This window comes from Rhodophyticola sp. (assembly GCF_965284195.1).
Lineage (GTDB): Bacteria > Pseudomonadota > Alphaproteobacteria > Rhodobacterales > Rhodobacteraceae > Rhodophyticola.
In genome coordinates, this window is the sequence record NZ_CBDIRM010000001.1 from 1,483,121 (window position 1) to 1,509,830 (window position 26,710).

The window sequence follows — 26,710 nt, forward strand, 5'->3', positions numbered from 1 at the left end:
GATGTCCGGAGAAGAGAAGGAACGCCGCGACGGAGAAGGGTTTCTGGCCGCGTGGTCGCGCCGCAAAAGCCGCGTCGCGCGGGCAGAAGCCCAGGCGACGGACGCGGACAAACAGGCGGCCGAGCCGGATACAGTGCCCGAGATCGACGCCGACCCGGTGCCAGAGGCGGAGCCGGACATCAGTGTAGAAGAACTTGCCGCGCTGCCCCCGATCGACGAGGTCAGCGGCGCAACCGATCTGCAACCCTTCATGAAACCCGGAGTGCCCGAAACCCTGCGCAAGGCGGCCATGAGAAAGGTCTGGCTCAGCAACGCGTTGATCTGCGATCACGACGACCCGGCCGTCGACTACGCCTGGGATTGGAACGCGCCTGAAGGCGTACCGGGCGCCGGCGGCGTTTTGCAGGGGGACAAGGTCTCCAAGATGATGGGCGACCTGATCAATCGCAACAATCATGAGGACGCGCAAAAAGAGCCTGAGAACGAAGCGCGGGACATGGCGGAACTCGCGCCGGAGGACGGAAAGGATGCAGTGTCGGATGCGACGCAAGCGGACACGGAAACCGATGCAATCTCGCAGGCCGAGCCCGCGTTGCCGACAGACCCGGTGCGCCGTGGCGGCCAGCCCGACCATACGGATGCACGCAGCGAAGGCGGGTCCGACCCCGGCGAGTCGCGGATGGAGCGGGACGAAACACCCCCCACGTCAATGGCGCCGCGTCGACACGGCGGCGCGATCCCCGAATAGGACAAGGACAGGATGGTTGGCTGCGCGATAGTTTTTTCCGTATAAACCCGATAGGCCTTTTACAAGAAAGCCTTTTTTCGACCCTGACGCTAGGAAAACACCGTTGCCTGTTGTAGGTAAGATCAGAACAATAATCAGTCTGTCGGGGCTTGGAATCATGCTACGCTCATCGACAGCACATAAAAGCGCTGTTTTTCGGGTGTACTAACCATAACACTCGTCTGACAGGGGAGATTCGGTTGAGTGGTCTAAGCAAGGGTAAAACCGAGCCAGCCAGTGACAGTCAGAATGAACAGAGGGCCCAACACTGGGGCTTGCTCTCATCGTTGCTCGTGGCGCCGCCGGAAAGGGATCTGCTTGCGGCGATCGCCGGGCTCCACGGGGACGACACGGCCTTGGGACAGGCCTATCGGCGGCTGGCCAAGGCCGCGCAAACCGCGGATCCCGCCGCGGTCGAGCGCGAATTCTTCGAGCTTTTCATCGGGGTCGGCCGGGGTGAGCTGCTCCCCTATGCATCCTTCTACATCACAGGCTTCCTGAACGAGCGACCGCTGGCCGATCTGCGCCGCGACCTCGCCGTGATGGGGGTCGAACGCGCCCAGGGGCGCCACGAGCCCGAAGACCATATCGCAAGCCTGGCGGAGATCATGGCCGGTCTGGCGTCAGGCCAGTTCAGCGCCGATGCACTGGGTTGCGGTGCCGCCGGTGAGGCCGGGTTCTTTGCCCGTCACCTGCAGCCGTGGGCGCCGCAGTTCTTCGACGATCTTGCCGTCGCGCCAAGCGCGGATTTCTTCCGCCACGTGGCGGAGATCGGCAGCGTGTTCACAGACATCGAAATTCGCGCGTTTGAGTTGGCGCGCAAACAGGAAGGCCCCGCTTCGGCGGCGGCCGCACATTAGTGCATTCATCACGATCCAAAGCGGGTGCGTCATCGCCGTACCCGCTGACCAGGGAGGACGACATGGTAGAGAAAAAGGCGAAACCTCAGGAGATCACGCGCCGCGGATTCGTGGGCGCAGTGGCCGGTGTATCCGTCGGCGCGGTTGCCGCGGGCTCGGCGCGCCCGGCATTTGCCGAAGAGGTCGGCGATGAGCGCACGAAACAGCGTTATCAGGAAACCGAACACGTCCTCGCCTTCTACCGCACCAATCGGTACTACACGGGAGAATAACAAAAATGCTTGTCAAACGCAGACAACGCGATGCCGCGCGTGGCGGCCTTCAGGGTTTTGCAACCTCCGTCGCGGCCCGCCCGGTTGACCGTCGGTCCTTCCTGCGGGGCTCTGGCCTGGCCGTTGGTGGCCTCGCCGCCGTGACCGCCTTTGGCGCAGGCACGGTTCGCAAGGCCGAAGCCGGCCCCACGGATTTCAGCCAGCCGATCGAGGTGAAAACCAACATCTGCACCCACTGTTCGGTTGGGTGCACCGTCAAGGCCGAGGTTCAGAACGGTGTCTGGGTTGGCCAAGAGCCCGCTTGGAAAAGCCCGATCAACCGCGGCACGCATTGCGCCAAGGGCGCGTCCGTGCGCGAACTGGTCCATGGCGACCGTCGCCTGAAATACCCGATGAAGAAAGAGAACGGCGCATGGGTCCGGATCTCGTGGGATCAGGCCATCGACGAAATCGGCGAGAAGATGCTGGAGGTGCGCGAGCGCAGCGGCGCGGATGCCGCCTACCTGCTCGGCTCGGCGAAATTCTCGAACGAGGGCGCCTATCTGTTCCGCAAATTCGCGGCCTTCTGGGGCACCAACAACGTCGACCACCAGGCGCGGATCTGTCACTCCACCACGGTTGCAGGTGTTGCCAACACCTGGGGCTACGGCGCGATGACGAACTCCTACAACGACATCCGCAACTCCAAGACGATTGTCTTCATGGGCTCGAACGCAGCCGAGGCACACCCGGTGTCGCTGCAGCACATCCTGACCGGCAAGGAGACCAACCGTGCCAACGTGATCGTGCTGGACCCCCGCTTCACACGGACGGCGGCGCATGCCACCGACTATATCCGCATGCGTCCCGGCACCGATATCGCGGTGATCTGGGGCATCATGTGGCACATCTTTGAAAACGGGTGGGAAGACACCGAATTCATCGATCAGCGCGTCTGGGGCATGGATCAGATCCGGGAGGCCGTGCGGGCCTACCACCCCGAAGAGGTCGAGCGCATCACCGGGATCCCCGGCGTGACGCTGGAGCGTGTGGCGCAGACCTTCGCGACCCAGAAACCATCAACCTTCATCTGGTGCATGGGCGGGACGCAGCATACCGTGGGCACCGCCAATGTGCGGACCTATTGCAACCTGCTTCTGGCCACCGGCAATGTGGGCAATATCGGCAACGGCGCCAACATCTTCCGCGGCCACTGCAACGTGCAGGGCGCCACGGATTTCGGCCTCGATATCGGCTCGCTGCCTTGCTACTACGGCCTGTCCGAGGGCGGCTGGCGGCACTGGTCGCGCGTCTGGGAAGTCGATTACGAGTATCTCCAAAGCCAATTCGACGCAGTTCCGGCCAAAGGCGGCCGCGATGCGCGGACCCCGCAGGAGAACATGAGCGTTCCCGGCATCCCGTCGACCCGCTGGTTCGATGCGGCCACCCTGGACGCCGAAGATGTCGATCAGCGCGACAACATCAAGGCAATGATCGTGTTCGGGCATGGCGGCAACACCGTGCCGCGCATGGGGGCGTCGAAAATCGGGATGGAAGCGTTGGACCTGCTGGTCGTCGCCGACCCGCATCCGACCACATTTGCCGCCTTGCATGATCGCACGGACAACACCTACCTGTTGCCGATCTCGACCCAGTTTGAATGCCATGGCAGCCGGACGGCCTCGAACCGTTCGGTCCAGTGGGGCGAAAAAGTTGTCGAACCGATCTTCGAAAGCGACAATGACTACGCCGTGATCTACCGCCTGGCGCAGCGCCTGGGCTTTGCCGACGAGATGTTCAAGAACTACGAGATGGTTCAGGGCAAGTTCAGCATGGAGCCGACGGCGGAATCGATCCTGGAAGAGATCAACCGTGGGGGCTGGTCGACCGGGTATACCGGTCAGTCGCCAGAGCGTCTCAAGGCCCATATGCAGCATCAGGACCAGTTCGATCTGGTCACGCTACGCGCCTATGACGGTGCCCCGGAGGAAATCGCGGGCGACTACTACGGGCTGCCCTGGCCCTGTTGGGGCACGCCGGAGATGCGGCACCCCGGCACGCATATCCTCTACAACCCGAATATCCCGGTTGCAGATGGCGGCGGCGGCTTCCGTCCGCGCTTTGGCCTCGAACGCGACGGTCAGACACTGCTGGCCGAGGGCAGCTACCCGCCCGGATCGGATATCGAGGACGGCTACCCGCAGTTCACCTATGGCGTTCTGCAGAGCCTCGGATGGGACAGCGAACTGACACCGGATGAGCTTGCCACGATCCAGCGCATCGGGGGCAACGACCCCGAAGCCATGGCCGCGGTCAGCTGGTCGCTCGACCTGTCGGGCGGCATCCAGCGGGTCGCCATATCCCATGGCTGTGTGCCCTTCGGCAACGGCAAGGCCCGTGCGGTGGCGTGGAACCTGCCCGATCCGATCCCGGTTCACCGGGAGCCGATCTACAGCCCGCGTCCCGATCTGGTCGCCGACTATCCGACCCGCGAAGATGGTCGCCAGTTCCGCGTGCCGAATATCGGGCACACGGTCCAGGCCTCGGCGGTGGACCGCAATATCGCCCGCGACTTCCCGATCGTGCTCACCTCGGGCCGGCTCGTGGAATACGAAGGGGGCGGCGAGGAAACACGGTCCAACCCGTGGCTGGCAGAACTGCAGCAGGACATGTTCGTCGAGGTGAACCCGGCGGATGCGGAAAGCCGCGGCATTGTCGATGGATCCTGGGTCTGGGTACGCGGTCCGGAAATGGACAGCCGCACTCGCGTCAAGGCGCTGGTGACAGAACGTGTCGCCCCGGGCGTCGCCTTCATGCCGTTCCACTTCGCCGGCTGGTTCCAGGGCGAGGATCAGCGCGACAAATACCCGGAGGGCACCGACCCGGTGGTTCTGGGCGAAAGCGTCAACACCGTAACCACCTATGGCTACGATCCGGTGACCGGCATGCACGAAGGCAAAGTGACCCTTTGCGAAATCGTGTCCGCGTAAGGGAGGAAAAAGAAAAATGGCAAGAATGAAGTTTCTTTGCGATGCGGATCGGTGCATCGAATGCAACGCCTGCGTGACGGCCTGCAAGAACGAGCACGAGGTGCCCTGGGGCATCAACCGGCGTCGCGTGGTGACCATCAATGACGGTCTGCCGGGCGAACGCTCGGTGTCGATGGCCTGCATGCACTGCACCGACGCACCCTGCGCGGCGGTGTGCCCGGTGGATTGCTTCTACACCACCGAGGACGCCGTGGTGCTGCACTCCAAGGATACCTGCATCGGTTGCGGCTATTGCTTCTACGCGTGCCCGTTCGGCGCGCCGCAGTATCCGCGGGTCGGCAATTTCGGGACACGCGGCAAGATGGACAAATGTACCTATTGCGCCGGTGGCCCCGAGGCCGACATGACCGAAGCGGAATATGTCAAATACGGGTCCAACCGTCTGGCCGAAGGCAAACTGCCGCTCTGCGCAGAGATGTGCTCGACCAAATCTCTGCTTGCAGGCGACGGGGATATTATCGCCGACATCTATCGTGAGCGTGTCGTGACGCGGGGTTATGGCTCCGGGGCATGGGGCTGGCGCAGCGCCTATGGCGAAACCGTGTCTGTCTGAGGGGGGCGACAAATGACAATTTTCACCAAGATGAGCCGTGTCATCGCGGTGCTGGCACTGGGGCTGTTTGCGATGATCGCGCAGCCGCAGGCGTCGCAGGCGCAAGACATCATCAACCCGACCGCAGAGTCGGTGACCGAAGACGCGCTGATGGAGGCGCTCAACGGCGATGCACAGGTCCAGGGCCGGGTGTCGATCCCGGACGATCTGTCCTCGGGGCTGATCAAACCCGCAAACCGCGGTTGGGCCGATACCCATGGCGGGCCGGTCCGCACCGTCAATCTGATTGCGGTGGTCGGCATGATCGTTTTGCTGGTCGCGTTCTACGCGATCCGCGGCAAGATCCGGATCGATTCAGGCCCCTCCTCCGAGCGTATTCAGCGGTTTAGTGCGACGGAGCGCTTTGCGCACTGGCTGATGGCGGTGTCGTTCATCGTATTGGCGCTGACCGGCCTGAATCTCGTGTTCGGGCGCGCGGTGATCCTGCCGGTCTTTGGCGAAGACGCGTTCGGAACGCTGTCGGCCTGGGGCAAGATTGCCCATAACTACATGGGCTTTGCGTTCATGCTCGGGCTGATCCTGTCCTTCGTTTACTGGATCGCGCACAACATCCCCGACAAGGTGGACATGCACTGGCTCAGCAAGGGCGGCGGGCTGTTCGTGAAAGGCGTGCATCCGCCTGCCAAGAAGTTCAACGCCGGTCAGAAAGGCATTTTCTGGTCCGTGACCCTCGGCGGTGCGGCGCTGTCCTTCACCGGTGTCATGCTCCTCTTCCCCGAACTCGCGGGCGGTGAAGCCGGATGGCAGCTCTATCAGGTCATTCACGGCGTTGTGGCCGCCATCCTGACCGCGATCGTCATCGCACATATCTATATCGGCTCGGTCGGTATGGAAGGCGCCTACGATGCCATGGGGTCGGGTGAGGTCGATCTGAACTGGGCCAAGGAGCACCATTCCCTCTGGGTCGAAGAGGTGCAGGGCAAATCGTCGGACGGCACCGATGATGGGTCTGCACGGCCCGGCACGCAGCCGGCGGAATAATGATCAGGTGCACGGCCGGGGCAGTCCCCTGCCCCGGCCGTGCACCCATCGCAGGCCAGATCGGCCTGCTTTCGCAGGACATGCATAAAGACCTTCACCATGGATGACGCCGATCTTCTAGCCACTGCCCGCGAGGCGTTGGCCGGGCTGGCCTTGCCGGACGGGACGCCGCTTCTGGAGGCGGGGACCGTTTCCGGTCCGGTCGTGTCGGGCGGACGCATTTCTCTGGCCATCTCGATCACCGCCGAAGACGCCGCTTCCTTTGCCGATATCCGCAGCCGCGCCGAAACAGCGCTGCGCGCGGTGCCGGGGGGAGATGGCGCCATCGTGGTCCTGACGGCGGAAAAGCAAAGCGCCGCAAAGCAGAGCGCCGCAGCGCCGCCGGATCTGGGCACCGGCAAGGCGCCGGTTACAAAACCCCCTGTCCTCTCCGGCGTCCGCCATGTGGTCGCGGTGGCGTCGGGCAAAGGCGGCGTCGGCAAATCCACGACCTCTGTCAACCTCGCCCTGGGTCTGCGCAGCCTCGGCCTGAAGGTTGGCATCCTCGACGCGGATATTCACGGGCCGTCGCTGCCAACATTGCTGGCGCTGCACGGGCGGCCACGCCTCGGCAAGGACCGCCGGCTGCGCCCGATGCAGGCCTTCGGGCTGCAGGCGATGTCCATGGGGCTGATGGTCGATCAGGAAACCGCCATGGTCTGGCGCGGCCCGATGGTGATGTCCGCGATCACGCAGATGCTGTCGGATGTGGATTGGGGCACGCTGGACGTGCTGATCATCGACATGCCGCCGGGGACCGGTGATGCACAGCTTGCCATTGCCCAGGGCACCGATCTGGCGGGCGCGGTGATCGTGTCGACCCCGCAAGACCTTGCGCTGATCGATGCGCGTCGCGGGATCGCCATGTTCCGCAAGGTCGATGTCCCGATCCTGGGCGTGATCGAGAACATGGCGCATTTCATCTGCCCCGATTGCGGCGGACGGCACGCGCTGTTCGGCGAAGGCGGCGCGCAGGCCGAAGCCCGGCGCCTCGGCGCGCCCTATCTCGGCGCCGTGCCGCTGACGATGGAGTTGCGCAGGGCCTCCGACAGCGGCCAGCCGATCGTGGCGCTTGATCCCGATGGACCGCTTGGACAGCTCTATGCCGGGATGGCCAGAACACTCTGGAGCGCGCTCGAAGCGGCTCCGCATACAGATCAGAAAACCCTAAAGGGAGTTTAACCCATGAAAGCATTCCTCGCATCCGTTGTCGTCGGCATCGTCATTGCCGTCGCGGCCTCCTTCGTGCTGAACGACAATTTCCAGACGGATTCCCATTCCGCCTTTGCCACCGAAGGCGCGCGCGTCGGCACTCCCGGCGACAACCTGATCAATTACTGATTTGGCAGGCCCCGCCACCTCGCGCGGCACCGCTTTTGCGGCGCTGATGGCTTTTGCGCTCGGCGGGTCGGCGCCCGCCTGGGCGCAGGATCTTCGCGGCCACGGAGGCCCCGTGCGGGCCCTGGCGGTGGACGGAGACCGGGTGATCTCGGGCTCTTTCGACACCCGCGCCATCGTCTGGGATGGCGTCATCGCCCGCCAGATCACCCGCGCCCATGCCGGTGCGGTGACAGCTGTCCTGCCGCTGGCGGACGGGCGGTTCGCCTCGGGCGGTCAGGACGGCCATGTCGCGATCTGGGGCAGCGGTGCCGAGCCGATCCGGTTCGAACCCTTGCACGATATGCCGGTGGCCGATCTGGCAGTCTGGACAGGCGGGATCGCGTCGGGGTCCTGGAACGGGGAAATCGCCCTCTGGGACGGGGAACAGGCGCCCCGCTACATTGATGGGCACCAGGGACAGATCACAGGCCTTGTGGCCTATCGGGACGGTCTGGCCAGCGTCGGATCAGATCTGCGCCTTCGTTTGTGGACCGCCGATGGCAGCCCCGCCGATGTAATCGCGGTATCGGCACCACCCAGTGATCTGGCCCAATTCGGGGACGCGATCTTTGTCGCCGGGGCCGATGGCGTCCTGCGCCGCGTGGTGCCGGGGCAACCGATGCAAATGCTGGAACTGACGACACGGCCGCTTCTGACCGTGGCGGCGGGCGGCGGACAGGTTGCGGTGTCGGACACGACCGGAGCCGTATGGCTCATTGATCCGCAGACGCTGGACATCACCGCCCAGATCGCCACCGGTCAGGGTGCGATCTGGGCAGTGGCGCTCAATGATGACGGCGTGTGGACCGGCGGCAGTGACGGCTGGATACGGCGCTGGTCGGTCACCGGAGAACCGCTTGGCGAAGGCGCAGGCACACCGCCGCCGACATTGACCAATCCGCGCGGGGCCGAAGTGTTCCGGGCCTGTGCGGTGTGCCACGCACTGACCCCCGATGACGAGCAGCGCGCGGGCCCGACGCTCCACGGTGTGTTTGGTCGCCGGATCGGCACCGCCCCGGGCTTCGATTACTCCGATGCCCTGCTGTCCCTCGATATCATCTGGACCCCGCAGACCGTGTCGGAACTGTTCGAGTTTGGGCCCGACGCCTATACCCCCGGCAGCCGAATGCCCGAGCAGCGCATACCCAGTGCATCCGATCGCGCCGCATTGATCCAATTCCTTGAAACGGCGACGCGGTAAGCAGCGCCACAACAGCAGAAAAACCGGAGACATCTCATGAGCGATGACTACAACATGTCGATGCGGAAATTCCTCAAGCAGGTCGGCGTGACGTCACAACAGGCCATCGACGACGCCATGCGCGCGGCAGGATCCGAGGCGACCGCCGGCAAGAGCTTCACGGCGACCATGGTGCTGAAGGTGGACGGGCTGGACCTGGAACATCGGGTTGAGGGGACGATCCACGGCCGGGGCGACGACTAGACCGGCTGCGCCATCACCGGGTGTCATTAGACGCCTGGGCAAGAAAAACGCCGCCCGGTGAGACCAGGGCGGCGTTTTACGTTCGGCTCGGATATTCGGCGCTTCGTCCCTATTGCGGGACGGCGCTGTGCACAAAGAGGGTCTGACCCTCCACGGTATACGCATTGATCAGCTCTTCGCCACGGGGGCCCACAAGCCAGTCTTCAAGCTGCATGACGGCGGCGTTGTTGACATGCGGGTGACGATCCGGGTTCACCGGCAGCAGCGAATAAGGGTTGAACATTTCCGGATCGCCGGAAAACAGCAGCGCCAGGTCGGCCTGGTTTCCGAAGGTCAGCCAAGTCGCGCGATCCGACAGAATATAGGCGTTCAGCCCCGACGCCGTGTTCAACGCCGCCCCCATGCCCGCGCCAACGGCATTATAGGCGTGGCCAAGGTCTTCCGGGTCGACACCGGCGCTGGTCCAGAGCGCCAGTTCTTTCTGATGCGTGCCGCTGTTGTCCCCGCGTGACACGAACAGCGCCTCGGCCTCGGCGATCCGCGCCAGAGCGTCGGCGGCGGTTTGGGCAGAGGCAATGCGTGCCGGGTCATCAGATGGGCCGATCAGCACGAAGTCGTTATACATGATTTCCCGCCAATGCGTCGCGTGACCGGCCTCCACGAAAGCGATCTCTGCGGGTCGCGAATGCACCAGCACCGCATCGACATCGCCCGCTTCCCCCAATCGGAGCGCCTGGCCCGTTCCGACCACCAGAAGCTCCACCTCGATCCCAAGTTCGGCCTGGATTTCCGGCAGAAGCACATCGGCAAGACCGGAGTTTTCAAAGGATGTGGTGACGGCTATGCGCACCGTTTCCGCCATGGCAGGCAGGGTGGAAAGGGCGAAGGCGCAGGCAAGCAGGGCTCGGGTTATCATAGGGTTACTCCACGATCTGACCGTTCAGGAAGGCGTGCGCTTCGGGCGTTGCAGGTTTTTCAAAGAACGTCTCCGCGCCATTTAATTCTCGCACGCAACCATTGAGCATGAAGACTATCTCGTCTGCAAGCCTTGCCGCCTGTCCAAGATCATGGGTCGACATGACAATGCGGGTGCCGCGGGATCTTGCGTCGGTCAGGATGGTTTCGATCTCGCGCGTGGCCCGCCCGTCAAGATTGGCGCAAGGCTCGTCGAGAAACAGCACTTCGGGGTCGCGGATCAGGGCGCGGGCAAGCGCAAGTTTCTGTTTTTCGCCACCGGAGAGCACCTGCGCAGAGCGGTCCAGAGCGTGCCCCAGCCCGACATGGGTGGCCACCTCCCGCGCCCGGGCCCGCGCCTCGGCACGTTTTGTCCCGGCCACGCGCAGGGCGTAGGCAATACAATCGGTCACGCTGCGGCGCATCATCGTCGGCGTCTGAAACACGAACGAGCGGCTGCTTCGGGCCTCCTCTTCCGGGATCGACCAGTCGAGGCCACCATGGGCCGGTCGTTCAAGCCCATGCATCAGCCGCAGGAGGGTTGTCTTGCCGGATCCGTTGGGGCCCAGAACGATGGTGATCCCGGTGCCGCCCAGGGTCAGGTCGATCGGCCCGATGAGACGGGTCCCACGCCGTTTCACCTCGGCGGCATGGATGCGCAGCGGCAGGATTGAGCTCACCATGTCCCCGACCTTTCGGTGCGCGACAACGAATGCATCAGCAGATTGACCGCGATGGCGAGCGCGATCAGCACGAAGCCAAGCCCGAGCGCCAGCGCGAAATTGCCTTTGCCGGTCTCCAGCGCGATGGCCGTGGTCAGCACGCGTGTGGCGTTATCGATGTTCCCGCCGACAATCATGATCGCCCCGACCTCGCCGATGCCGCGGCCAAAACCCGCAAGACAGGCGGTCAGAAGCGCGCGCCGTGCATCCCAGAGCAGGGTCGCCACGCGTTGGCGCTTGGTCGTGTTCAGCGAAATCAGCAGATCATGGTATTCCGACCACAGGTCACGGATGGCCTGATGCGCGATCGACGCAATGAGCGGGGTGACGATAATCACCTGCGCGATGATCATCGCCGTCGGGGTGAACAGCAGCCCGAGTACGCCGAACGGCCCGGACCGGCTCAGCAGCACATAGACGATCAGACCGACGACCACCGGCGGCAACCCCATCAAGGCGTTCAGGAGGGCAATCACCAGGCGCCGCGACCGGAAGCGCATCACCGCCAGCCACGCGCCAAGCGGCAGGCCAATCGCCGCCGCAATGACGACCGCCGTGATGGTGACCTGCAACGAGCGCAGCGTGATTTCGACGAGTTCCGGGTCGAACGCCGCGATCAGTTTTGCGGCCTCGACCAGCCCTTCCAGAATCTCGTTCATCGGCAGCGGCGTTTCTTTGTGCTTGGCGTCGAAAACATTGGCACGTGATACCATTCTGGCCGATGGGCGAAAGGGCATTTTGACGCTGGTACTCCCCCGCCGGACGGCATGCGCCCCGGCGCCAACCCGAGCCGCAGAGCCGTCGAAGCATGGGATATCATGGCGCCCAAGTTGAACGGCTACGTTCTGCACTCCCAAAAGTCGCCGAGCGCGCACCATCCGACGCCCGTCACATTCCATGCGCATTCAATCGGAATGTGACGTAAAAGGTTTGCTAGGCTGGCGATACATTTTGAGCACAGTGCAATGACCCGGTCGCTGACGCGATTTCCCCGCGCAGGCAACAGTTTCTTAAATAGGTGCAAGCTTAAGTGTTTGATACACAGATATAATTGGCGCGCAGCTTTGGATGAACAAGAGAACTACGTCTTCGCTATAGCACTATGACGACCCCGCCCTGATGCGGTCGCTCGCCGTTGGTTGGGAGACAACAAGATTTATCGGTGCTGCGGTGGTGCTTCCAGAGTCGGCCACGGCGACAAGGTACGGCACTGGTGGAGGTCCATCGGCCTTACCTCTGCTGCGCGCATCGAGTGTCCAGGACCACCACAATCTTGTTGTGGCCCAAATGAGCTTCCGCTGCGATCTCATTGAAGGAATGGATTGTCGACCACAGCGATCGCGTCGTTAGAGAGGCTGCCGAGATAGAGCCTGTCACCTTGCGGCACGGCATTGGCGACGCTGAAGACGCGCTGCCCGTCGGGATCGTGGAGCGCTCCGAGCGACGCGCCGCTAAGTTCGTCGTAGGCGGCCACCAATCCATAGCGCCGTGGCCGGACCCAAAAAGTTTGCGGAAGCTTGGCAATTATTGTTTTGAGCCAAGGCCGCGGATGCAGTGTTCGGTCCAAAAAGTCCGACCGCGGCGCCTGGATACTCACATAGAGCCGTCCTTCCGTATCGGCCGAGATCCCGTCGGCGAAGCCCGGAAGACCGTCGATGACGACATCCGAGCGCCCCGCCTCGGGTCCGGACAGCCAGAGACGGCGAACCCGGTAGCGTGGTGTCTCTACGACGAGGACTGCCGTCTCGTCGGATGTCAGCGCGACGCCGTTTGCGAAATACATGTCGTCGAGAAGAAGGCTTGTCTCTCCGGTCCTCGTGTCGAAGGCGTAGAGCGCGCCATGGGGCCGAGCCTCAAGCATGTCGAAGGGAAGATAGGGCGGCCCTGCGTCGAGCGTCGTGTTGTTGAATGCGGCGCTAGCGTCCGAGAAGTAAACGATGCCGTCCGACGCGATATCGAGGTCATCCGCGAAGAGGATCGGGCGATCGCCGAAACGGTCGGTCAGAAGGCGCACGGTCCCGTCGGGCGCAACCGCCTGAAGCCCGACCCCGTGATTGGCAACATAGAGCGTATCGTCCGATCCGAAGATTAGGCCAAGTGGATGCCCTCCGACATCGGCGAAGCGCTCGACGATCTCGTCGCCTTCGCTGAGAGTGATTCTCTGAATCCATCCGTCATGGGTTCCGGTATAAAGCCTTCCGTTCGAGTCGAACGCTACATCTTCCGGGATATCCAGACGGCCGTCGGCTATCATTTCAGCTCTGCCCAGAGCGACGTTCGGCGCGAAAGGGCCGTCTAAGGGATGGCCCGGATCAGGCTCGTAACGTAGGGAATCGATGGGCGAAGGAACTACTAAGAAAACGAGCAGGGCGATGAGAAGGGCTCCCGCCGCAATCGCCAGTGCGCGCGCTACTCTCACGGTATAAGCACCAGGTCATGCGCCCCGCGCGGTGTCGCTACGCGGTGACCGGTCGGCCTCAGGCGCGCTGCGGTGCCGTCACCCTCGATATGGAAGTACTCGACCCATCCCGTGGTTGAATTCGCATCGTGGTCCTGGAAGACGGTGACCGCCAAGCTATGCCCGGTGCGGTCGAACGCGATACCCTGCGGCAGCACGCCTCTGAACTCCACCGCCTCTCCCATTTGCTCGGGAATTCCGGTGGATGGATCGACGTTGAAGAGCGAAACGGACGAAGCGCTCCGGCCACGGATAAGGCCCGTGGGAAAGCCGGATGGTAGGTAGGTCCTTTCCATATTGAGAGTTGCCAGAAACGCGCCGTCCGGCGAGAGAGCGAAGTTTTCCGAACTGCGGCCCGATGCGACCGATCCGATCAGCCGCGGGGCGCTGGCATCCCAAGCGATCACATGGATCGATCCCGGTCCGTTCAGCACCCGGTCGATGGTGCGTGGGCCCCAGCCCGTGTCGAGCGCATAGAGGAAGCGCCCATCGGGCGACCAGCGCAGGACGCTGAGCAACTCACCGACGTCGGTCACGACACCTTCGACGGTCGCTCCCATGACCGCTCCGTCGGCTCCCCGTCGCAGCCGTGCGAAGCCGACCGTGTCTCCGCCCATGTTGAGCGCCAGGACATCTTCCCGTGGGTGCCAGGCTATGGCGGTTATCGTACCGGTGTCCGGTCCGACACCGCCTGCCACAGGCACATCGATTTGAACCGGCATCACCGGCCTGCCGCCTTCCAGTTCGAAGAACTCCAAGGCAGCGCCTTGGGTGGCCGTGCTGACGACGAGGTGACGCCCATCTGGGGCCAAGGCGATCCCCGTCGGCCGGGGTGCAGTCTCAACCTCCCCAACGCGCGTCCACAATCCGCCTGACCCGCGCGACATGACCGTCAATCGGTCGCCCGGTGGCAGCGCCTCTTGAACATCATCAACGGCATCCACGTCCTCCGGCGCGCCTTTGCGCCCTTCGATGACGAAGGCGAACCGCCCGTCCTGCGAGACAGCCATGGCGTTGGGCCAAGTGGTCACCGTATTTGACGCTGCTAGTCGTGTCTCGACGCGAGGCTCCAATCCACCGCTAAGCACGTAGACTGCGTCGTTCTCTTCAATCCTTGGTTTGAGGATCCCGTTTGCATACGCGAAAGCCGGCATGTCAGTGTCCGCCAAAACGAGGAGATCGCCGGCGAAGCCGGCAAAGGGGACCTCGACGGGATCACTGACCGTACCACAGGCGGCCAGCGTCACAAGCGATAGGACTGCAAAGGGTCGTCCGGTCACGGCTACGGCTCCGTTCCAATATTCACGCCATAGCAGATGGACCTTGACCCTCGTCATTGGTATTCATTCATGTGCACAACCGTTGTGCATAGTGGGAGAGCGGTTTTGGCATCTGATTTCGAAACCGTCGCCTGGGACGACCTACGTATCTGCCTGGAGGTCCGACGCGCCGGAGCCGTCTCGACGGCGGCGCGGCGTCTGGGTCTCAGCCATTCAACGGTGCTCCGCCGCATCGCCGCGATGGAGCGTTCGCTCGGCGTGGTCCTCTTTGTGAAGCGCACGGACGGATATGTCGCGACCGACGCGGGCCGCGATCTGGCGGAGGCCGCGGAACAGGTGGAGGCAAGGATCGCCACCGCCATGACGAGCGCGGCCGCGTTCGAGGCCGGTATGGCCGGCATGATCCGTTTTGCCGTGCCCGATCTCGCGGCCACCGTTCTCATGCCCCTTCTTGCAGCGTTCTGCGTGACCCATCCCGATGTGGAAATTTCGCTTCTCGCCGCTCAGACGCCGGAGAGCCTGACGCGCGGTGACGCACATGTGGCCCTCGCGCTGACGAAATCACCGCCGGCAGGACAGATCGGTGTCAACCTCGGTAAGGCGGCTTTCGCGCCCTATGCGGCGAGAAGCGCGCTTGATCAGGATGAAGAGCAAGATCTCCCCTGGATCGGGTTGACGAGCGGTTTGAGGCACACGCCGGTCGGTGGTCTCGACAGGGCGGCGACGGCAGCCCGGCGTCGCCTCCACCGCGTCGGCAGCCTCGCGATGCAATACGCTGCCATAGCGGGCGGACTCGGCGCCGGCCTCTTGCCCTGCGCCGTCGGCGATCTCGACGCGCGCTTGCGGCGATGCGGCGAACCTGTGACCGACCCCTCGCAACAGCTATGGCTGCTGTATCGGCCTGAGATGAGGGGGAACATCCGCATCATGACCTTCTTCCGCTATCTGCGGGTGGCACTGAAACGCGAACGCTTGCTGATCGCTGGCGAGAGGCCGATTTCGTGAAACCCATGGCCCCCTCCGAGGACTACTTCGCACAAAATCCACCACGGGTCTGACATGGCAATCGCTCCGACATAGACAGAGAATTTTCATGCATTTCAAGGTCGTTGAGGATTCATATGGGGGGCAAGTGAGCTTTGAACCCACAAGCGCAGCAAGGCTTAACGGGTCAACGGTCGTTTCAGCACGCCTGAGTGAGCCGCCAACTAAGCGAAATTGCCACGTAAACAGTGCGTAAGCACAAAGCCCTAAAAGGTCCGCCTGCCAAGATATTGATTTATTGAGTAAAATGGCGCGCAGCGTTGGATGAAAACGAGCACTACGTCTTCGCTATAGCACCATGAATGCGCATGACGGTGTAACCAGTGACCGATCATCAACAGTCGATTTGAAGACATCTTTATTCTTACGACAGGATCATTTTCTGTCAGCTCGGAGAAAGCAGGGAACTAAGCTGATCGACTTTCATGTCACGTAAGCGAACGAGCCTACGCTCCTCGCGACGAGAATCCTTCCACACCGAGACAACAAAGTGCGGTGAGAACACGTTCTTCTGGCGATCAGATACCCGTTAGGGCATAGATTGAAGCCGAAAAAGCAAACGAAAGCGGCAGATTATGCCAAGACCCAAGCTCCATAGCGATGAGTTCGTTCTAGAGACTGCGCTAAGCGTTCTGCTGCGGAAAGGCCCTTCGGCCTTCACTTTGACGGATGTGGCCGACACCGTTGGCATCTCCAGGTCGGCTCTCATCCAGCGGTTCAAGGATAAGTCGACACTGCATCAAAAAGTCATGCAGCGCACTACGCAGGACGTACGCGATTACTTCGCAAACGCCGATTTTGAGAAGGGACTTGATCCCTTATGGCTCATGCTCAAGGACCTCATCGCCGGCATGGGAAGCGGCTCCGAGATCGAGGGGTATCTTCTGCTCCTATGGGGTGATGTTCAGGAGCCTTCGCTTCGCGTGCTCGCTGCGGAGCGGAACCGGCTGGTTCTTAAAGCTATCGAGACGCGCTTGCCTGACACACCACATGCGCCTGAGCCGACAGCTCTTCTTGTCCGTCGTCAGGGATTTTGGGACAGATGGCTGCCTAAACTAAGAGAGGGTCTGGCGCATCTGTTTGGTTTGATTATGCGGCGGATTTGCTGTGAAGCAAGCGTCGCGTTTCGATGGTCTTCTGTTTGATCCTTTCTCGTTGTTTCAGGATGGTTTCACCGCGTCCGAAGTAGACGTCAGCTGGCGTGAGGTTCTGTAGGCTCTCGTGGTAGCGTCGGTGGTTGTAGTGCTCGACGAAGGCGTCAATCTGCTGCTGGAGATCGCCCGGCAGGTAGTAGTTTTCCAGCAGGATGCGGTTCTTGAGGGTCTGATGCCAGCGCTCAATCTTGCCTTGAGTCTGGGGGTGATACGGCGCGCCTCGAACATGGTCCATCTGCTGATCTTCCAGCCAATCTGCCAGTTCGCCCGAGATGTAACTCGATCCATTGTCGCTGAGCAGACGTGGCTTATGCAGGACCGTCGCCTTATCGCAACCCGAAGCCAGCAGCGCGAGGTCGAGCGTGTCGGTCACATCTTCGGCCATCATCGTTGTGCACAGCTTCCAGGCGATAATGTATCGGCTGTAATCGTCCAGGATCGTCGAGAGATAGAACCAGCCCCAACCGATCACTTTCAGATAGGTGAAGTCGGTCTGCCAGAGCTGGTTCGGCCGAGTGGTCTTGTCTTGGAACTCGTCCGCAGCTGACAGAACCACATAGGCCGGACTGGTGATCAGGTCGTAGGATTTGAGGATACGATAGACCGAAGCCTCTGACACAAAATACTTTTCCGTGTCAGTGAACTGAACCGCAAGCTCGCGCGGCGATAGATCACTTTCCTTCAAAGCCAGGCCTTTGATCTTCTCCCGAACTGGCTGGGGAATGCGGTTCCAGACCCGCGACGGCTTGGGACTGCGATCCTCAAGGGCCTCGGGGCCACCCGACAGATACCGGTCGTACCAACGGTAGAAAGTGGTTCTGGGGATGCCGAGCTTATCCAGCGTTCGTTTGGTCGGGAGATGCGAGCCTTCGACCAGGCGAATGATCTCCAGTTTCTCAGATGCGGGGTATCTCATTCGTCGTCGTCCCCATCCGCGATCATGCTTTTTTGAGCAGCCGCAGCTCCAGGGCTTGTTCAGCGACGACCTCTTTCAAATCACGGGATTCCCGTCGCAGGCCTTTGACTTCGGTCGACGTCGCTGCACGGGCCGTATCGCCCGCCAGCCGCTTCTTCCCAGCCTCAAGGAACTCCTTGGACCAGCTGTAGTACAGGCTCTGGGCAATGCCCTCCCGGCGGCACAGCTCAGCTATGCTGTCTTCACCTTTCAGACCGTCCAACACGATCCGGATCTTCTCTTCCGCTGAATACTGCTTGCGCGTCGCACGGCGGATGTCTTTGACAACCTTCTCGCCGTGGCTCTTTCGTGTTCCGGGTTTCTGTCTCATCTCCACTCCTTGGTGGTTACGATGTGCCAGAAACCCTCTCTTATCAAATCGACCTAAACTGTCCCATTGGTGCTGACGTCAGACAGGCTGCGCCCGATTGACGCCGAAGCGTGCAAGTCTTTGCACGAATGATTGCGATTGCACTTAGGGCGTTGTTTCTCTGGGCCGACTGGATTGCCAAGCTGCGCCCATGCCATCCAATTCTTCGAAGAAACAGGGCGACCTACGCCCAAGCATTGATCTCTACGACTACACGAAGCTGCCGGACCCCAAGCCAAGGGGCCGTCCGATTGCGGACGACCTGTCAGATTGGCGGGTCGTAGACGACTGGCCAGATGATGTGCCGGTCACGCCCGAAGAGGTCGATGTCTTCGAACGCTGGTTCGGAGACTTGCTCGAAGAAATGTTCGGGCCGGAGTCGGGCCGCGAATAGGCAGTCGAAGCGGCTTGTCACAACTGCCTCATTGGAGTATAGATATAATGGTGAAAGAAGCGCCCGTCAGCGTCATCGAGACGCCGGAATTCATCTCCGCGACGGGTCGTATGATGGACGAAGAGGAGCGCGCCTTGTTGGTGGATTATCTCGCCTACAATCCGGCAGCTGGCGATGTCATTCCCGGCACGGGCGGGGTGCGCAAGCTGCGATGGGCGTTGCCCGGTCGCGGCAAACGGGGCGGCGCGCGGTTGATTTACTTCTATCACAGCGGGGCTATGCCGCTTTTCGCGCTGACGGCCTTCGCCAAGAACCAGCGAGCCGACATCAGCCAAGCCGACCGTAATGGCTTTCGGGAACTGACCGCGCGATTGAAGCAAGCCTATCTCGGGAGGAGCGCATCATGAGCCGCAAGGCAGCCGACAGCATCCGGCGCGGGCTGGAAGAGGCCGTGGCCTATGCGGAGGGGACGGCGGACGAGAACCAATACGGCGTCCACATTCCCGCTGTGATCGACGTAAAGGCGATCCGCACCAAGCTGAATATGACGCAGGAAGAGTTTGCTGGACGGTTCGGCTTCTCGATCAAGACGCTGCGCCATTGGGAGCAGGGACAGCGCGCGCCTGAGGGCCCGGCGCGGGCGTATTTGCTCGTCATCGACCGCAACCCCAAAGCGGTCCAGAAAGCCTTGAGGAAAGCCGCGTGAACGCGCCGACGTCAGCGGTAAAGCAGCGGGCGGCGCTCTACCTGCGCGTCTCCACGGCACGGCAGGCGGAGCATGACGTCTCCATTCCTGACCAGAAGCGCCAGGGCGAGACTTATTGCGAGGCGCGCGGGTACGATCTTGTCGAAACCTATGTCGAGCCCGGGGCGTCGGCGACGAATGACAAGCGGCCGGAGTTTCAGCGCCTGATCGAAGCGGGAACGGCCAAACCGTCCGCCTTCGATATCGTGGTGGTCCACTCGTTCAGCCGTTTCTTCCGCGATCATTTCGAACTCGAATTCTACGTCCGAAAGCTCGCAAAGAACGGCGTGAAGCTCGTCTCCATGACGCAGGAACTCGGCGACGATCCGATGCACGTCATGATGCGCCAGATCATGGCGCTCTTCGATGAGTATCAGTCCAAAGAGAACGCCAAGCACACGCTTCGAGCGCTACAGGAAAACGCCCGGCAAGGCTTCTGGAACGGGTCACTGCCGCCCGTCGGCTATCGCGTCGTGGATGCCGAGAAGCGAGGCGCGAAGGTCAAAAAGGTGCTGGAGATCGATCCGCTTCACGCCGACACGATCCGGCTGATGTTCCAACTGGCGCTCAACGGCGACGGCGAAAGCGGCCGGATGGGCGTCAAGGCGATCGCGACGTACCTGAATGAGCGTAAGCGCTACACGCGGACGGGCGGACGCTGGGGCGTCGGCACAGTCCACCGCATCCTGACCCGCCGGACCTATATCGGGGAGCATGAATGGGGAAAGGCCCACAAGGATGGGACGCCCAAGAAGCAGGCGGAAGTCATCACGGTCGCAGTGCCGCCCATCGTGGATCGCGAGACGTTCGACGCTGTTCAGAAGCTCTTGAAGAAGCGCGCGCCGATGGTGACGCCGGGCCGGACCGTCAGCGGGCCGACCCTACTGACCGGTATCGCTTTCTGCGCTGAGTGTGGTGGCGCGATGACGCTCCGTACATCGGGCAAGGCGAAACACTACCGCTACTACACCTGCTCGACAGCCGCTCGCCAAGGCAAGACCGGGTGCTCGGGTCGCACAATCAGAATGGATAAGCTCGACCATCTGGTAGCGGAGCACCTCGAACGCCGACTACTCAATCCGAAGCGGCTGGAAGATCTGCTGTCAGCGCATCTTGACCGCCGGGAAGAGCGAGACACGCGTCGCCGCGATACGGCCAATGAACTGACAAAGCGGGCGGCGGAAGCCGAGCAAAGGTTAAAACGTCTCTATGACGCCATCGAAAGCGGCATTGCCGACCTCGACGATCCGTCGTTGCGCGAGCGGGTCGCCGAGTTGACGGCAACGCGAGACCAGGCGCGCATCGACGCCGAGCGCGCGAAAAGCGCGATCCAGAACGCAGGTCAGTATCTATCGCCGGAACACCTGCGCCGGATGGCGGTATCCGCCCGTCAGAAGATGCGTGGAAAGGACGGCGGATTTCGGCGCGATCATCTGAGGGCCTTGGCGCAGCGAGTCGAAGTCGCAGACCATGAAGTCCGCATCATGGGGTCGCATGACGAGCTGATCCGGACGCTGGCCGCTTCCGATGGCGTAGGAACGGCGGCAAACGGCGTTCGCACTTATGTTCCAGGGTGGCGGAGCGACAGGGATTCGAACCCTGGAGACGGTCTCCCGCCTACACACTTTCCAGGCGTGCGCCTTCGACCACTCGGCCACCGCTCCGACAGGGCGCACTTAGACGAGAACGCACCGCACTGGCAAGGGGGCGATGAAAGTTTTGCGTCCCCCGAAGATCGGGACGCCCAGGTACGGGGCATTTCGGCGCCCCACGCGCCGCCCGGGCCGCGCCTGCCTTTGCATATGGCCTCGTGCCACGACCCGGCACCAAAGCGAGGGACCCTGCGATGCACCGGCTCCATGGCCCCGGCTTTGGGGCGGTATGCGGGGACTCGGGGAGCTGCGTGTAGCGAGGGGCGGCCGGCATCGATAAACGGCTGCCGCCTGCCGCGGTTACTGCGCCAAAGCCACGGTCACGCGGCGGTTCTGTCGGCCCTTGCTTTCGATCTTTGCGATGGTGACAGGCCCGATCTCGGCGGTGTTGGCGACATGGGTGCCGCCACAGGGTTGCAGGTCGATCTGCCGGTCGCCGGTTCCGATACGGACCAGCCGCACCCGGCCCGCACCCTTGGGGGGCTGTACGGACATGGTCTTGACGAGGCCGGGATTGGCGTCAAGCTCCTCGGCGGTGATCCATGTCTCGGACACGTCGAGACCCCGCTCGATCAGGGCGTTCATCTGGCCCTGCAGCACCAGCTTGTCATCGGGCGGATCGGGCATGGCGAAATCCAGACGCCCCTTTTCCGCCGCGATCGCCCCACCGGTCACCGGAAGCGGGATCACCACCGACAAGAGGTGCAGCGCCGTATGCACCCGCATATGGCCGAAGCGGCGATCCCAGTCGAGGCGTTGTTCGACCTCGGCGCCCACGGGCGGCAGGGCGGCGGGCTCCGCCGGAACCAGAACGATGTCCGTCCCCTCCCCCTTCACCGCCATGGCAATCGGGATGCGCCCCCCATCCCAGTCCAGCACGCCGCTGTCGCCGGGCTGGCCGCCGCCCCGGGCATAGAACAGCGACGCGTCCAGAATGATGCCGCCCTCACCGGTCAGGCCCGTGACCTTTCCGGGCGCCGTCTTGCGGTACATATCTTGCAAAAACAACGTCTCGGTCATGGGTCGGGCTCTCCGTCCTTGTTGGTTGCGGCACGCAGGGTTTCGGGATTGCGGAGCCAGACATCGCGCTGCGCGAAGGGAATCTCGATGCCTTCTTCGGTGAAGCGGGCCGCAATCGCATGGTTCAGGTCGCTTTTCACGCTGAGCAGGAAATTCACGTCGCGCAGGATCGCCCGGATCTCGAAATCGAGGCTGTCCGCCCCGAACCCATGAAAAAAGATCGAGGGCGGCGGGTTCAGAAGCACCATCGGATGGGCCTCCGCCACCTCGCGCAGGACCGCTTCGACCTTTCTGGTATCGGTGCCATAGGCCACACCCACCGGTACGATCGCCCGCCCGGTATTGTTGTGGTGGGTCATATTGATCACCACGCCCGAGATCAGGTCGGCATTCGGCACGATGACGTCGGAGCGGTCGAAGGTTTCGATCCGGGTCGAGCGGACCGAGATGTCGCGCACATAGCCCATCATCCCGTTCACCTCGATCCAGTCGCCCTCCTTGATCGGCCGTTCAATCAGCAGGATGATGCCGGAGACGAAATTCGACACCACGGTCTGCAGGCCGAAACCGATCCCGACCGAGAGCGCACCGGCGACAAGCGCGATGGAGCTGAGATCGATCCCCGCTGCCGTGATCGCGATGATCGCGGCCAGAAAGATGCCCACATAGCCGGTGCCCGACAGGATCGCCATGCGCCCGCCCGCATCCAGCCGCGTCTTGGGCAGGACCGAGCTTTTCAGCGTCGCCTGCAGCATGCGGGTCGCGGTATAGCCCGCCGCGAAAACCAGCGCGAAGACAAGGAAATTGCGCGGGCTGATGGTAACGCCGCCAATCGCGAACCCCTCGATCAGGTTGCGCCACAGATCCAGCAGTTGCGCCGCGCGCACGCCCCAGATCATCGCGAAAAGCGGCAGGGACAACAGCGCCAGGACAAAGCCGATCAGCGTGGGCGTCAGCGCCTCGTCCAGCCCTTCGTGGCGGCCCGTCACCGTTCCGTAGAGATTGACCACCAGCCGCTGCAGGATCCGCACCAGCGCAATCAGGGCGAGGCTCATCGCGGCAGGCAGCAGGAAGCTGATCCCGGCAGTGGAATAGCCGATGGCCGCAAGGCTCGGCCCGATCACGCCAAGCGCCATGGCGGCCCAGCCCAGCACCCGAATGACCTGCGCATTGACGCTGAGATCGGCGCCCTCCCGGGTTTCCTGCCGCACATGGCTGATCAGCAGGCGGCCGATACGCAGCAGCAGCAATCCCAGCATGACCAGGATCGGAAAGAAGAGGATCAGGGTTTCGCCGTCGCTGAACCCGCCATTTTCGGAAATGTCGTCGATCGCAGTGCCCAGACCGATCGTGACCCCGATCGCGATGACCGTCCAACGGCCCTGCCGCCGTTCCCCTTCGCTCAATGTCAGCGGGCGGACGGCCGTTTCGCGAGCCGGAAACACCTGACGCCCCAACCAGACCGCAACCATCACGAAGACCGCGAATGGCGTGATCAGATCGACAAGGACCTGCGCCCGGATCCCGGTGAAATCCGTGGCGATGATGGCGGCCGCAATCGCCCCCACCCCGATCACCGGCATCAGGCATTGCAGAAGCGACAGGAAGAACAGCACAAGCCGCGCCCCGGGCGAGGTTTCCTCCCGCCGGATGAAGGGCATCATCAGGCGCCCGACCCATCGCCAGCCGCGGGCCAGCAGAACGAGCGCGATTATCAGGTAAATGGTGATGACCGGGGCGTTTTCCCGCAACTCCGCCTGTCGCAGGTCGGAGGTCGCCAGACGGTCGACCTCGAACGCCGTATCGACCAGCCAGTCGGCCAATGCGCCGATGGCGCCCGGCCAGTTGGCCGGGTTCAGGGGCGACGGCCCAAGCGACAGCAATTCGCCGGCCAGACGCTCGGCAATCAGCGCGTCGATCTCGCTGATCAGCCCCTGGGCACGCCGAAGCTCGGCTTCGGCACGGCGTATGGGCGCCTCCGCCTCCGCCAGTCTCGTGTTCAGTTCGGCCCGTTGCTCGGCGATGTCGGTCGGTTCGGTCTCGCCCTCGGGCGGCGGCGGGCCAAGCGCATCAATCTGGGCCCGGATACTCTCGATGCGCGGCGCATTCACGCGTTCCGCCTGCTGGAATTCGGTTCGCCACGCCACCAGTCTGGCGCGCAGGGTTTCCAGCGCCGCATCCGACGCGCGCTCCCCGTCGATCACCCATTCCGCGCGATCGGCCAGCTCGTCCCATTCCTGATAGTCGGGCAGGTCCTGCGCCTGTCCGGGCAGGGCCAGCGCCAGCAGCAGCAAGCCCGCGGCGAGCAGGTGCCAGAAACGGCGCGCGATCATTCAAAGACACTCGGCAGCTCCGCCCCCGCCCCCTCCAGCCACGTCGGAACGGGCAGGCCCTTCTCCCGCAGAAAGGCGGGGTTGAAGAGCTTCGACTGATAGCGCGTGCCATAATCGCAGAGGATCGTCACGATGGTGTGGCCGGGCCCCATGGCGCGGGCCATCCGCACCGCGCCCGCCATGTTGATGCCCGAGGATCCGCCAAGGCAAAGCCCCTCGCGGGCCAGCACGTCGAACACGATCGGCAGGGCCTCGGTATCGGGGATCTTGAAGGAATGGTCAGGGCGGAACCCCTTGAGGTTCGCGGTTTCGCGCCCCTGCCCGATGCCCTCGGTGATCGACCCGCCGTCGGCCTTGAACTCGCCGGTCGTATAGAAACTGTGGATGGCCGACCCCTCGGGATCGGCCAGCCCGATGGAAACGCCCTTGGGTTGCAGCGCCATGCCCACACCGGCCAGCGTGCCGCCGGTGCCCACTGCGCATATGAACCCGTCCACCTTGCCCCCGGTCTGGGTCCAGATCTCGGGGCCGGTCATCTCGATATGCGCCTGACGATTGGCGATATTGTCGAACTGGTTGGCCCAGATCGCCCCATTGGGCTCCGTCTTGGCCAGTTCCGCCGCCAACCGCTCCGAATAGCGCACATAATTGTTGGGGTTCTTGTAGGGGGCCGCCGGCACCTGCACCAGATCCGCCCCCGCCAACCGCAGCATGTCCTTCTTTTCCTGGCTCTGCGTCTCGGGGATGACGATCACGGTCTTGAACCCCATCGACGCGCCGACCAGCGCCAGCCCGATGCCGGTGTTGCCCGCCGTGCCCTCCACGATGGTGCCGCCGGGCTTCAGATCACCCCGCGCGATCGCATCGCGGATGATGTAAAGCGCGGCGCGATCCTTGACCGACTGGCCCGGATTCATGAACTCCGCCTTGCCCAGAATTTCGCATCCGGTCGCCTCGCTCAGGGCGCGAAGACGGATCAGGGGCGTGTTGCCGATGGTCTCGGCCAGATCCTTGTAGACATTCATCCGCGCGCGCTCCCGACCGTTGGAATTGTCCACAAGGGATAGGCGCGCGGGGCGGCAAACTCAAGCGGTCAAAGACCCGCCGCGCAGCGTTTCGCGGTGCCGTGCAAGCCATTGGACGGAGATGATCAGCGGCGCCACCGCCAGTTCTCCGCTCGTCAGCATCCCCAGTGCGGCATCGAGGCTGACAAGATGGGACCGGATATCCTCCCCCTCCGCGTCCAGCCCGCCGATGGCCGGCAGATCATCGGGCAGATCGGCGATCCCGACATAGGAGATAAGAACCTGCGCAACGCCGCCCGGCGACGGGTAATAGCGCCCGACCGGGTGCAGTGCACCGATCTGCACGCCCGCTTCCTCCAGCGCCTCGCGGCGGGCGGTCATTTCCTCGCTTTCGCCCGCGTCGATGATGCCGGCCACGGGTTCCAGCAGCCAGGGCGCGGGATCGCCATGCGCATAGGCCCCCAGACGCACCTGTTCGATCAGAAGAACCCGGTCGCGCAGCGGATCATAGGGTAGAACCGTCACCGCATCCGCCGCCCGGAACACCGCGCGCGACACCGGCGCGGAGAGGCCGCCGCCAAACAGGCGGTGCCGGGCGCTGTATTCCTCGATGGCGAAGAACCTGGTATAGGGTCTGTCCACCCGGTCCAGCGCGATATCGGCACGGGTGAACCCTGCCCCGACAGTCTGCGGCCGGGTCCACGCCCCGGTGCGCAACCGGGATTGCGCGCGGGCGCGGATCATCCCGAAACGGGCGGCGATGCTCTCCGGCGCCTCGGTTCCGTAAAGCCCCATGACCTCGGCGGCGGCCTCCAGCGTCAACAGGCCCCAATCACGCACCCAATCCCCGAGAGACCATGGCGCGCCCGCGGTCCAGGCCGCGGCGTCAGGCAGATAGACTTCCGCCGCCACCCGTTCGCCGCCGTCGGTTTCCACCTCCACCCGCGCAAGGTTGTAGGCGAACGCACCCTCGTAATGATCCAGACGCGCCCGATCCTCCGGGGTGATCCCGGTTGCCAGAACGCCCGTGGCGGTCGCTCCGGCACGGCTCTCGATCACCGGAAAGCTCTCGCCGTCGGCCCAGCTGACCAGATGGTCGGCAAGCGTGGCGTCCACCAGATCGGGCATGCGGCCCAGAACCAGCCCCAGAAGCGGCGCATATCGCAGCGTGCCGTAGAAAAACAGCGCATCCATGGGCG

26 protein-coding genes, 1 tRNA gene and 1 pseudogene are annotated in these 26,710 nt (G+C 63.1%); 16 read left to right on the forward strand and 12 right to left on the reverse strand.

The features are described from left to right. The first annotated feature begins 1 nt into the window (after nt 1). From ACQ651_RS07360 to ACQ651_RS07405, 10 genes are all read left to right on the forward strand, one after another. A complete protein-coding gene (locus tag ACQ651_RS07360; RefSeq protein ID WP_430448928.1) occupies nt 2-748 on the forward strand; it encodes a DUF3306 domain-containing protein in 747 nt (248 codons plus the stop codon). A gap of 314 nt (nt 749-1,062) precedes the next feature. Beyond that, a complete protein-coding gene (locus ACQ651_RS07365) occupies nt 1,063-1,647 on the forward strand; it encodes a TorD/DmsD family molecular chaperone (protein WP_430448929.1) in 585 nt (194 codons plus the stop codon). A 62-nt stretch (nt 1,648-1,709) separates the two neighbouring features. Then, entirely contained in the window at nt 1,710-1,919 is a 210-nt protein-coding gene (locus ACQ651_RS07370) for a hypothetical protein (protein ID WP_121898871.1), read from the forward strand. A gap of 5 nt (nt 1,920-1,924) precedes the next feature. Next, nucleotides 1,925-4,888 (forward strand): formate dehydrogenase subunit alpha, encoded by a 2,964-nt coding sequence (locus tag ACQ651_RS07375; RefSeq protein WP_227286171.1) that lies wholly within the window; start codon nt 1,925-1,927, stop codon nt 4,886-4,888. 16 nt (nt 4,889-4,904) lie between these two features. After that, the gene (fdh3B, locus tag ACQ651_RS07380; protein WP_121898822.1) at nt 4,905-5,501 is read left to right on the forward strand and encodes a formate dehydrogenase FDH3 subunit beta; all 597 of its coding nucleotides are present in this window, start codon (nt 4,905-4,907) and stop codon (nt 5,499-5,501) included. 12 nt (nt 5,502-5,513) lie between these two features. Next, nucleotides 5,514-6,542 (forward strand): formate dehydrogenase subunit gamma, encoded by a 1,029-nt coding sequence (locus ACQ651_RS07385; RefSeq protein WP_227286173.1) that lies wholly within the window; start codon nt 5,514-5,516, stop codon nt 6,540-6,542. Between the two features lie 99 nt (nt 6,543-6,641). Then, entirely contained in the window at nt 6,642-7,763 is a 1,122-nt protein-coding gene (locus ACQ651_RS07390) for a P-loop NTPase (protein ID WP_430448930.1), read from the forward strand. 3 nt (nt 7,764-7,766) lie between these two features. Continuing rightward, nucleotides 7,767-7,922, forward strand: coding sequence for a hypothetical protein (locus ACQ651_RS07395; protein WP_199709380.1), 156 nt, complete (start codon nt 7,767-7,769; stop codon nt 7,920-7,922). A 46-nt stretch (nt 7,923-7,968) separates the two neighbouring features. Beyond that, nucleotides 7,969-9,162, forward strand: a complete 1,194-nt coding sequence (locus tag ACQ651_RS07400; protein ID WP_430448931.1) for a c-type cytochrome — start codon at nt 7,969-7,971, stop codon at nt 9,160-9,162. 36 nt (nt 9,163-9,198) lie between these two features. Beyond that, entirely contained in the window at nt 9,199-9,405 is a 207-nt protein-coding gene (locus ACQ651_RS07405; protein ID WP_121898826.1) for a DUF6494 family protein, read from the forward strand. A 109-nt stretch (nt 9,406-9,514) separates the two neighbouring features. Here the strand turns inward: ACQ651_RS07405 and ACQ651_RS07410 are convergent, their stop codons facing one another. From ACQ651_RS07410 to ACQ651_RS07430, 5 genes are all read right to left on the reverse strand, one after another. Further along, a complete protein-coding gene (locus tag ACQ651_RS07410; RefSeq protein WP_430448932.1) occupies nt 9,515-10,321 on the reverse strand; it encodes a substrate-binding domain-containing protein in 807 nt (268 codons plus the stop codon). A gap of 4 nt (nt 10,322-10,325) precedes the next feature. Continuing rightward, the gene (locus ACQ651_RS07415; protein ID WP_430448933.1) at nt 10,326-11,042 is read right to left on the reverse strand and encodes an ATP-binding cassette domain-containing protein; all 717 of its coding nucleotides are present in this window, start codon (nt 11,040-11,042) and stop codon (nt 10,326-10,328) included. Further along, complete coding sequence (locus ACQ651_RS07420; protein ID WP_227286184.1) at nt 11,036-11,740, reverse strand: ABC transporter permease; 705 nt, start codon at nt 11,738-11,740, stop codon at nt 11,036-11,038. Before ACQ651_RS07420 ends, ACQ651_RS07415 begins: the two co-directional genes overlap by 7 nt. A gap of 647 nt (nt 11,741-12,387) precedes the next feature. Further along, complete coding sequence (locus ACQ651_RS07425; protein ID WP_430448934.1) at nt 12,388-13,500, reverse strand: SMP-30/gluconolactonase/LRE family protein; 1,113 nt, start codon at nt 13,498-13,500, stop codon at nt 12,388-12,390. Then, nucleotides 13,497-14,819, reverse strand: a complete 1,323-nt coding sequence (locus ACQ651_RS07430) for a hypothetical protein (RefSeq protein ID WP_430448935.1) — start codon at nt 14,817-14,819, stop codon at nt 13,497-13,499. Before ACQ651_RS07430 ends, ACQ651_RS07425 begins: the two co-directional genes overlap by 4 nt. Nucleotides 14,820-14,924: 105 nt before the next feature. Between ACQ651_RS07430 and ACQ651_RS07435 the strand changes: the two genes are divergently transcribed. Then, on the forward strand, nt 14,925-15,824 hold the full coding sequence (locus ACQ651_RS07435) for a LysR family transcriptional regulator (protein WP_430448936.1): 900 nt from the start codon (nt 14,925-14,927) through the stop codon (nt 15,822-15,824). A 614-nt stretch (nt 15,825-16,438) separates the two neighbouring features. Continuing rightward, a complete protein-coding gene (locus ACQ651_RS07440) occupies nt 16,439-17,008 on the forward strand; it encodes a TetR/AcrR family transcriptional regulator (protein WP_430448937.1) in 570 nt (189 codons plus the stop codon). Here the strand turns inward: ACQ651_RS07440 and ACQ651_RS07445 are convergent. Beyond that, nucleotides 16,953-18,303 (reverse strand): IS3 family transposase gene (locus tag ACQ651_RS07445; RefSeq protein WP_430447931.1). Its coding sequence is split into 2 segments (ribosomal slippage): nt 16,953-17,967 and nt 17,966-18,303, totalling 1,353 coding nucleotides; the frame shifts between segments, so codons are not numbered across the junction. The genes ACQ651_RS07440 and ACQ651_RS07445 overlap by 56 nt on opposite strands. Before the next feature lie 190 nt (nt 18,304-18,493). Between ACQ651_RS07445 and ACQ651_RS07450 the strand changes: the two genes are divergently transcribed. The 4 genes and pseudogenes from ACQ651_RS07450 to ACQ651_RS07465 form a co-directional block, all read left to right on the forward strand. Next, entirely contained in the window at nt 18,494-18,736 is a 243-nt protein-coding gene (locus ACQ651_RS07450; protein ID WP_430448938.1) for a hypothetical protein, read from the forward strand. 47 nt (nt 18,737-18,783) lie between these two features. After that, a complete protein-coding gene (locus ACQ651_RS07455) occupies nt 18,784-19,143 on the forward strand; it encodes a type II toxin-antitoxin system RelE/ParE family toxin (protein WP_430448939.1) in 360 nt (119 codons plus the stop codon). Then, complete coding sequence (locus ACQ651_RS07460) at nt 19,140-19,442, forward strand: helix-turn-helix domain-containing protein (protein WP_430448940.1); 303 nt, start codon at nt 19,140-19,142, stop codon at nt 19,440-19,442. The genes ACQ651_RS07455 and ACQ651_RS07460 overlap by 4 nt, the downstream gene beginning before the upstream one ends. Then, a pseudogene (locus tag ACQ651_RS07465) lies at nt 19,439-20,530 on the forward strand (recombinase family protein); the annotation flags it as partial. The gene ACQ651_RS07460 and the pseudogene ACQ651_RS07465, both read left to right, overlap by 4 nt. Nucleotides 20,531-20,830: 300 nt before the next feature. Here the strand turns inward: ACQ651_RS07465 and ACQ651_RS07470 are convergent. The 6 genes from ACQ651_RS07470 to ACQ651_RS07495 all read right to left on the reverse strand — a co-directional run bounded on the left by ACQ651_RS07470 (nt 20,831) and on the right by ACQ651_RS07495 (nt 26,705). Beyond that, the gene (locus ACQ651_RS07470) at nt 20,831-20,977 is read right to left on the reverse strand and encodes a hypothetical protein (protein WP_430448941.1); all 147 of its coding nucleotides are present in this window, start codon (nt 20,975-20,977) and stop codon (nt 20,831-20,833) included. Between the two features lie 78 nt (nt 20,978-21,055). After that, nucleotides 21,056-21,145: transfer RNA gene (locus ACQ651_RS07475), tRNA-Ser, on the reverse strand. A gap of 288 nt (nt 21,146-21,433) precedes the next feature. Beyond that, complete coding sequence (locus ACQ651_RS07480; protein ID WP_227286545.1) at nt 21,434-22,153, reverse strand: alanyl-tRNA editing protein; 720 nt, start codon at nt 22,151-22,153, stop codon at nt 21,434-21,436. After that, nucleotides 22,150-24,486 (reverse strand): DUF3772 domain-containing protein, encoded by a 2,337-nt coding sequence (locus ACQ651_RS07485; RefSeq protein ID WP_430448942.1) that lies wholly within the window; start codon nt 24,484-24,486, stop codon nt 22,150-22,152. The genes ACQ651_RS07480 and ACQ651_RS07485 overlap by 4 nt, the downstream gene beginning before the upstream one ends. Next, nucleotides 24,483-25,511 carry a cysteine synthase A gene (locus tag ACQ651_RS07490; RefSeq protein WP_227286548.1) on the reverse strand — a complete coding sequence of 343 codons (1,029 nt, stop codon included), beginning with the start codon at nt 25,509-25,511 and terminating at the stop codon, nt 24,483-24,485. The genes ACQ651_RS07485 and ACQ651_RS07490 overlap by 4 nt, the downstream gene beginning before the upstream one ends. 60 nt (nt 25,512-25,571) lie before the next feature. Further along, complete coding sequence (locus tag ACQ651_RS07495) at nt 25,572-26,705, reverse strand: gamma-glutamylcyclotransferase (protein WP_430448943.1); 1,134 nt, start codon at nt 26,703-26,705, stop codon at nt 25,572-25,574. Between the last annotated feature and the right edge of the window lie 5 nt (nt 26,706-26,710).

Bases quoted from the DNA above. Each gene is read 5' to 3' on its own strand.
- ACQ651_RS07360 (WP_430448928.1), top strand. From the start codon at position 2: ATGTCCGGAGAAGAGAAGGAACGCCGCGACGGAGAAGGGTTTCTGGCC.
- ACQ651_RS07370 (WP_121898871.1), top strand. From the start codon at position 1,710: ATGGTAGAGAAAAAGGCGAAACCTCAGGAGATCACGCGCCGCGGATTC.
- ACQ651_RS07375 (WP_227286171.1), top strand. From the start codon at position 1,925: ATGCTTGTCAAACGCAGACAACGCGATGCCGCGCGTGGCGGCCTTCAG.
- fdh3B (WP_121898822.1), top strand. From the start codon at position 4,905: ATGGCAAGAATGAAGTTTCTTTGCGATGCGGATCGGTGCATCGAATGC.
- ACQ651_RS07385 (WP_227286173.1), top strand. From the start codon at position 5,514: ATGACAATTTTCACCAAGATGAGCCGTGTCATCGCGGTGCTGGCACTG.
- ACQ651_RS07390 (WP_430448930.1), top strand. From the start codon at position 6,642: ATGGATGACGCCGATCTTCTAGCCACTGCCCGCGAGGCGTTGGCCGGG.
- ACQ651_RS07395 (WP_199709380.1), top strand. From the start codon at position 7,767: ATGAAAGCATTCCTCGCATCCGTTGTCGTCGGCATCGTCATTGCCGTC.
- ACQ651_RS07400 (WP_430448931.1), top strand. From the start codon at position 7,969: ATGGCTTTTGCGCTCGGCGGGTCGGCGCCCGCCTGGGCGCAGGATCTT.
- ACQ651_RS07405 (WP_121898826.1), top strand. From the start codon at position 9,199: ATGAGCGATGACTACAACATGTCGATGCGGAAATTCCTCAAGCAGGTC.
- ACQ651_RS07410 (WP_430448932.1), bottom strand. From the start codon at position 10,321: ATGATAACCCGAGCCCTGCTTGCCTGCGCCTTCGCCCTTTCCACCCTG.
- ACQ651_RS07415 (WP_430448933.1), bottom strand. From the start codon at position 11,042: ATGGTGAGCTCAATCCTGCCGCTGCGCATCCATGCCGCCGAGGTGAAA.
- ACQ651_RS07420 (WP_227286184.1), bottom strand. From the start codon at position 11,740: ATGAACGAGATTCTGGAAGGGCTGGTCGAGGCCGCAAAACTGATCGCG.
- ACQ651_RS07440 (WP_430448937.1), top strand. From the start codon at position 16,439: ATGCCAAGACCCAAGCTCCATAGCGATGAGTTCGTTCTAGAGACTGCG.
- ACQ651_RS07450 (WP_430448938.1), top strand. From the start codon at position 18,494: ATGCCATCCAATTCTTCGAAGAAACAGGGCGACCTACGCCCAAGCATT.
- ACQ651_RS07455 (WP_430448939.1), top strand. From the start codon at position 18,784: ATGGTGAAAGAAGCGCCCGTCAGCGTCATCGAGACGCCGGAATTCATC.
- ACQ651_RS07460 (WP_430448940.1), top strand. From the start codon at position 19,140: ATGAGCCGCAAGGCAGCCGACAGCATCCGGCGCGGGCTGGAAGAGGCC.
- ACQ651_RS07470 (WP_430448941.1), bottom strand. From the start codon at position 20,977: ATGCGACCCCATGATGCGGACTTCATGGTCTGCGACTTCGACTCGCTG.
- ACQ651_RS07480 (WP_227286545.1), bottom strand. From the start codon at position 22,153: ATGACCGAGACGTTGTTTTTGCAAGATATGTACCGCAAGACGGCGCCC.
- ACQ651_RS07485 (WP_430448942.1), bottom strand. From the start codon at position 24,486: ATGATCGCGCGCCGTTTCTGGCACCTGCTCGCCGCGGGCTTGCTGCTG.
- ACQ651_RS07490 (WP_227286548.1), bottom strand. From the start codon at position 25,511: ATGAATGTCTACAAGGATCTGGCCGAGACCATCGGCAACACGCCCCTG.
- ACQ651_RS07495 (WP_430448943.1), bottom strand. From the start codon at position 26,705: ATGGATGCGCTGTTTTTCTACGGCACGCTGCGATATGCGCCGCTTCTG.